Here is a 6124-nt window from a genome sequence, read left to right on the forward strand (position 1 = left end):
CCCCCACCACCCCGCCCCCGCACCCGTCTGCGCCTGCCGCCGTCCGGAAAGCGCCTGCCCCTGACCCCCGATGGCCGGATGCGGGGGCCGTCGGCGCGCTCGGGGAGGGGAGTTCAGCGGCTGACGGTGAGGTCGCGGACCGCGTCGTAGTGGGTGGGGTGGCGGGTGCGCAGGTGGAGGGCCCGGGCCAGGCCGAGGAGGCCGGCGAGGGGGATGATCGCGGCCAGGGCGGCGGAGAAGGCGGTGGATCTGCCGACCAGGTCGGAGAAGTGGCGCAGGGTCACCCCGATGAGGGCGAGGAGCGCGAGGAAGCCGGCGGCCGGGACGTACCGCGTGCGCCACGGGCGCCCGCCCGTGCCGGTGCGGGTGAAGAAGACCAGCGTGGACAGGCAGGTCAGGCACAGCAGGGTGAAGAAGCCGAGCGCGGCGATGCCGTTGAACCAGGCGAGGATCGCGGTGACCGGGTCGAGACCGGCGGGGATCATGATGCCGAACGCGGCGAGCGTCACCAGGGTGGTGACGAGGGACGCGGTGTACGGGGAGCCGTGCCGGGGATGGACGCGCCCCACCGCCGCGGGGAGCATCCGCGAGCGGCCCAGCACGTTGTCGTACCGGGCCAGGACGTTGTGCAGGGACAGCGCGCAGGCGAACAGGCTTGTGGTGAGGAACAGTTGGATGAGGTCGGCGGCGGTGGTGCCGACGAAGGACTCGGCGGCGCCGAGGAGGAACGGGGCGCCCTCGATCGATGCCCCGGCCAGGGCGTCCTCGGGCCAGGCCAGCGAGACCAGCCAGGCGGAGGCGGCGTAGAACAGTCCGGTGAAGCCGATGGCGCAGTAGGTCGCGAGCGGCACGGTGCGGTCGGGGGCGCGGGCCTCCTCGCGGAAGACGGGGGAGATCTCGAAGCCGAGGAATCCGATGGCGCAGAACATGGCGGCGACCGTGAAGGCCGAACCGCTGGGGAAGACGCTGTCCGGGGTCAGGCCCGTGGCGCGGATGCCGTCCGCGCCGCCCTGGAACAGCACGGCGAGGTCCACGACGGTGATGATCCCGATCTCCAGGGCCAGGGCCACGGCGAGCGTCCGGGCGCTGAGGTCGATGCGGTGGTAGCCCAGCACGGCGATGACCGCCAGGCCGAGCAGGGAGTACACCCACCAGTCGAGCTCCGGCCCGTTCAGCAGGACGACCGACGCGGAGCACTGCACGCCCAGGTAGGCGTAGACCGCCAGCAGGATGGCCGTGTACGTGGCCCAGGAGACTCCGGCGGTGGCGGCGCCCGGCAGCGGGCCGAGGCCGCGCCCCACGTAGGAGTAGAACGCGCCGGAGCTGCGGACATGGGGTGACAGCGCCGAGAGCGCCACGCTGAACAGCAGCATCACGGCCGCCACGACGAGGAACGTGCCCGCCACCCCCGCGCCGTTGCCCAGGGCGATCCCCAGCGGGGTCACGCCCGCGACGACCGCCAGCGGCGCGGTCGTCGCCACGACCATGAGGGTGACCGCGAAGAGCCCGAGGTTCCCGCCCATGCCCCGCTCTTCGGTGTCCTGTCCGCGTGCCGCCCTGCGCAGGGTCATCACACCTCCATCGGGCATTTGGGGATAGCGGGGCAAAACTACCCCTCGTCGCCCCCGGTGTCCGCCGGGATGGGCTGTTCGGTCCAGATGACCTTGCCGTCCGCCGTGTGGCGGGTGCCCCAGCGCTGGGCCATGGTGGCGACGAGTTGCAGGCCGCGACCGCCCTCGTCGGTGGCGGAGGTGTGCCGGATGTGCGGGGTGGTGAGGCTGGCGTCGGAGACCTCGCAGGTGAGGGTGCGGCTGCGGAGCAGGCGGAGGTGGATGGGGCCCTTGGCGTGGCGGACGACGTTGCCGATCAGCTCGCTGACGATGAGTTCGGTGGTCATCCCCAGTTCCCCGAGGTCCCAGGCGGCCAGTCGCCGCCGGACGTGCTCGCGGGCCTGGCGGGCGGCGATGGGGTCCTCGGGCAGCGGCCAGGTGGCGATGGACTCGGGCGCGAGCCGGTGGGTGCGGGCGACGAGGAGGGCGGCGTCGTCGGCGGCGCGGTGGCCGGGCGGCAGCAGGGCGGTGGTGACGGTCTCGCACAGGCCGCCGAGCTCGCCGGCGGCGTGGTGCAGGGCGGCCCGCAGGACGTCGGCGTCGCCCAGGTCGTTGTCCAGGGTCTCCAGCGTGTGCAGCCGTCCCGCCCGCACGGAGTCGGGACGCGCCCTCGGGCCCCCCTCAGGCGTGCCGGCCACAGCCGTCTCCGTCCTCCCGCTCGACCGGCCGGGAACCGGGGTGTCACCGCAGAAACCGGCATTCCCGGCGAAACTTCCTGGTCGGTCCAGCCTACGACCTGCCGGGGGCCGCCGCCCGTGGGCGCTTCCCGGGCCCGGCCGGGCGGGCGGCCTCAGAGGGAGACCTCCTCCAGCCGCTCCAGAATGCGCTTCGAGATCCGGGCGAGCGTGCGCAGATCCTCGGGAGTGAGCGGCGCGATGAACAACTGGCGCACGGCCTCGACGTGATCGGGCGCCGCCGCGGTGATCGCGTCCCGGCCGGCGGGCGTGACGACCACCACCGCGCCGCGCCCGTCTTCGGGGCACTCCTCCCGGGCCACCAGACCGCGCTTCGCCATGCGCGCGATGTGGTGCGACATCCGGCTCTTCTCCCACTCCACGGCCCGGCAGAGCTCCTGGAAGCGCAGGCGCCCGCCCGGGACGTCCGTGAGCTCGGCCAGGACCGTGTAGTCGGCGGCGGACAGGTTGAACCTGTCCTGCGTATGGCGTGCCAGGCGGTTGGCGAGCTTGTGCTGCATGGAGACGAAGCTGCGCCAGGCGTCCTGTTCCGCCGGGGAAAGCCACTGGGGTGTGGGATCCATGCGATCGAGCCTAACAGGATCGTTGATCCATCATCTGCTTTCCGGTGGGCCGTGGTTCCCCGGGATTTGGTTGACGTGACATCTAGCGCTGGGTAATGTCGATGACGCGTCACCAAGCAGGCCGGGGGGCGCGGAGCCCAGCGGTTTTCTGAGAGGACATTCCATGAGCACGGTGCCCAAGACCGGACTTCAGGCGCTGCTGACGCCCGAGGAGAGCGTCCTGGTGCTGATCGACCACCAGCCGTTCCAGTTCGCCAATCTCCACAGCCACGACCCGGGGGCGATCGTCAACAACGTGGTGGGTCTCGCCAAGACCGCCAAGGCGTTCGGGGTCCCGACGATCCTCACCACGGTCCTCCGGGCGCGCGGCGGAAACCTCGTACAGGCACTTCAGGATGTGTTCCCGGAGCAGGAGCCGATCGACCGGACGACCATCAACACCTGGGAGGACCAGCGCGTCGTGGACGCCGTCGCGGCGACCGGGCGCAAGAAGCTGATCATCGCCGGTCTCTGGACGGAGATCTGCGTGGCGATGCCGGCGATCCACGCGCTGGGCGACGGCTACGAGGTCTATGTCGTCACCGACGCGTCGGGGGGCGTCTCGACGGAGGCCCACGAGATGGCCGTCCGGCGCATGGTCCAGGCGGGCGTCGTGCCGATCACCTGGATGGCCGTGGCCGGCGAGTTGCAGCGCGACTGGGCCCGCGAGGCGGCGCTCCAGGACCTGGCCGCCATCCAGGCCCAGCACGGCGGTGGCAGCGGCGTGGCCTTCGCCTGGGAGATGCAGCTCCTCAACACCCCCGTCCCCGACGCCGGCGCGTGAGGCGTCAGGCCGGGCGGTGACGGGCCGCGGTCCCCGCCGTCGCCGCCCGGCCGGCGCCGGTGCCACCGACGGCGCCGGCGGTGGGATCCGTCTGCCGCCCGCGGCCCCGGGCCGGTCGCGGGCGGGTGCTCGTGGGGCGTCTCCGATCGGCCCGGCATAGGATCCCATTGATAGGGTTTTCATCTCTTTTGTGTTCTCTGGATGTGTTCCGCGTCGCGGGCGGGGCGGGATGGAGGCGGCCGTGCGGGACGAGCGGCTGCGGATGCTGGAGGAGATGGGGGAGGAGCAGGGCGACAGCGAGGTGCTGTCCGCCGCGTTGCAGCACGCGGCGGTGGAGTTCGGGGCACTGGGCGGGATGGCGCATCCGGAGGCGGGATCGCAGGAGCGGGCGCCGCTGCGGCTGATCGCGGCCACGGGGCTGCCCCCGGTCTTCACCGACTACTGGCGGGACGTCGCCAAGAGTGGCGCGTCGGCGCCGGCGCGGGCGTTCCGCGAGGGCGGGTTCGTGTGGTTGCCGGCGATCGCGCCGCCGGAGCAGGGGTTCGAGGGGCGTGAGCTGCCCGACCGGTTGCCGGGTGTGCCGGAGGGCGCTCAGATCGTGGCGGTGCCGCTGATGGTGCCGGAGCGGGTGTTCGGCGCGCTGTCGCTGGTGTTGCCGCCGTCGGCGGGAGAGCCGGACGCGGGATCGCGGGAGTTCTTCCTGGCGGTGGGCCGGTGGGCGGGCGGGCGCGTGCGGCGGGTGGCGCCGGAGCCGGAGGCGGTGCCCGAGGCGATGCTGGCGGCCGAGCCGGGGCCGGGACAGCGGCAGGCGCTGGACGCGGTGTCGGTCGGCACCTGGAGCTTCGACCCGCGCGCCGGCATGATCAGCCTGGACGAAACGCTGCTGAAGCAGATCGGCGTCGCCCCCGAGAATCTGGACGGCCGGATCGAGACCTGGGTGGACCGCTTCCACCCGGACGACCGCGCCTGGGTGCTGCCCATGAGCGAGGAGTCGATGCGGACCCGGCGCCCGATCGAGTACGAGTTCCGGGTGCGCCGGGACGACGGCACCTACGCGTGGGTGCGGGTGCGCAGCGGGGTGGCTCTGGACGAGAACGGCGAGGTGGAGCGCCAGCTCGGCACGATCTGGGACACCTCGCGGGCACACGCGGCGTCGGAGTCGGTGAGCCGTGCGCTGCGGCACATGAACGACGGTTTCCTGTCGGTGGACGCGGAGTGGCGGATCGAGTTCGTCAATGTGGCGGCTCAGCGGCTGCTGGGCCGGGCGGCCGGGCTGACGGGGCGGCGGCTGTGGGACGTGCCGGCCGTCCGTGAGGTGCCCGGTCTGGAGGAGCGCAGCCGGGAGGCCGTCGCCACCGGAACGCCGGGCGGGTTCGACACGCCCTGGCCCGGCGGGGACCGCTGGTACCACGTGCGGCTGGTGCCCCTGCCGGGTGAGGGGCTGACGTACTACATCACCGACATCACCGAACGGCGCCTGCGGGCGGCAGCCCAGCGCGCGGCGGCCGAACGAGCCGAGCTGGTCGGGCAGTTGACCCGCCGCCTCGCGGAAGCCGTCACCGCCCGGGACGTCGTCGCCGCCGTCGCGAAAAGCATCCTGCCCGCGCTGGGCGCCGACGGCCTGACGGTGCTGGCGATGGAGGGCGGCCGGGTCAGCGTCGTCGGATCCGTCGGCTACCCGGCCGACTTCCTCGAAAAGCTCCACGGCCTGCCCACCGAGGTGGCGACTCCCTTGTCCGAGGCGCTGCGCACCCGAGGACCGCAGTTCCTCGACTCCCCGGAGGCATACCGGCAGGCATTCCCGGAGACGGCGGATCTCGCGGCGCTGGGCGGCAAGCAGGCGTGGGCCTTCCTGCCCCTGTCCGTCCCCGGCCACGACATCGGCACCGTCACGGTCTCCTTCGACCACCCCCGGCGGCTGGACGACGACGAACGGACGCTGCTGACCGCGGTCAGCGGGCTGATCGCCCAGGCCCTGGAACGCGCCGGCCTCTACGACGAAGCCGTCACCCGCGCCCGCGCCCTCCAGCGCGCCCTCCTGCCCCGCGCCCTGCCGGCCCTGCCGGCGGCGGTCAGCGCCGCCCGCTACCTGCCCGCCGGGGCCGCCACCGAGGTCGGCGGCGACTGGTACGACGTCATCCCGCTGTCAGCCGCCCGCGTCGCCCTGGTCATCGGGGACGTGATGGGCCACGGCATGGCCGAGGCCGCCACCATGGGCCGCCTGCGCACCGCCGTGCGCACCCTGACCGATCTCGAACTGCCGCCCGAGGAAATCCTGGACCACCTCAACGCCATCGTCGCCGACCTGGGCGAAGAACGCTTCGCCACCTGCCTGTACGGCGTCTACGACCCCGTCACCGGCCACTTCACCCACGCCAGCGCCGGCCACCCCCCACCGGCCATCACCCACCCCGACGGCACCACCACCTACCC

At 73.1% G+C, this 6124-nt stretch carries 5 protein-coding genes; 2 read left to right on the top strand and 3 right to left on the bottom strand.

The window, feature by feature from the left end; translation table 11 throughout:
- Nucleotides 1-113 precede the first annotated feature (113 nt).
- The 3 genes from ACSNOC_RS26710 to ACSNOC_RS26720 all read right to left on the bottom strand — a co-directional run bounded on the left by ACSNOC_RS26710 (nucleotide 114) and on the right by ACSNOC_RS26720 (nucleotide 2868).
- Nucleotides 114-1571 (bottom strand): APC family permease, encoded by a 1458-nt coding sequence (locus tag ACSNOC_RS26710; protein WP_436750142.1) that lies wholly within the window; start codon nucleotides 1569-1571, stop codon nucleotides 114-116.
- 38 nt (nucleotides 1572-1609) lie between these two features.
- Nucleotides 1610-2248: an ATP-binding protein gene (locus ACSNOC_RS26715; RefSeq protein WP_436750143.1), complete on the bottom strand. Its 639-nt coding sequence runs from the start codon at nucleotides 2246-2248 to the stop codon at nucleotides 1610-1612.
- A gap of 152 nt (nucleotides 2249-2400) precedes the next feature.
- On the bottom strand, nucleotides 2401-2868 hold the full coding sequence (locus tag ACSNOC_RS26720; RefSeq protein ID WP_436750144.1) for a MarR family winged helix-turn-helix transcriptional regulator: 468 nt from the start codon (nucleotides 2866-2868) through the stop codon (nucleotides 2401-2403).
- Between the two features lie 163 nt (nucleotides 2869-3031).
- On the opposite strand from ACSNOC_RS26720, the gene ACSNOC_RS26725 reads away from it, so the two are divergent.
- Together ACSNOC_RS26725 and ACSNOC_RS26730 are read left to right on the top strand one after the other, a co-directional pair.
- Entirely contained in the window at nucleotides 3032-3691 is a 660-nt protein-coding gene (locus ACSNOC_RS26725) for a hydrolase (protein WP_436750145.1), read from the top strand.
- Nucleotides 3692-3932: 241 nt separating this feature from the next.
- On the top strand, nucleotides 3933-6124 hold a 2192-nt coding region (locus tag ACSNOC_RS26730; RefSeq protein WP_436750146.1), incomplete at its 3' end, for a SpoIIE family protein phosphatase.

This window comes from Streptomyces sp. URMC 129, from assembly GCF_051386415.1.
Taxonomy (GTDB): Bacteria; Actinomycetota; Actinomycetes; order Streptomycetales; family Streptomycetaceae; genus Streptomyces.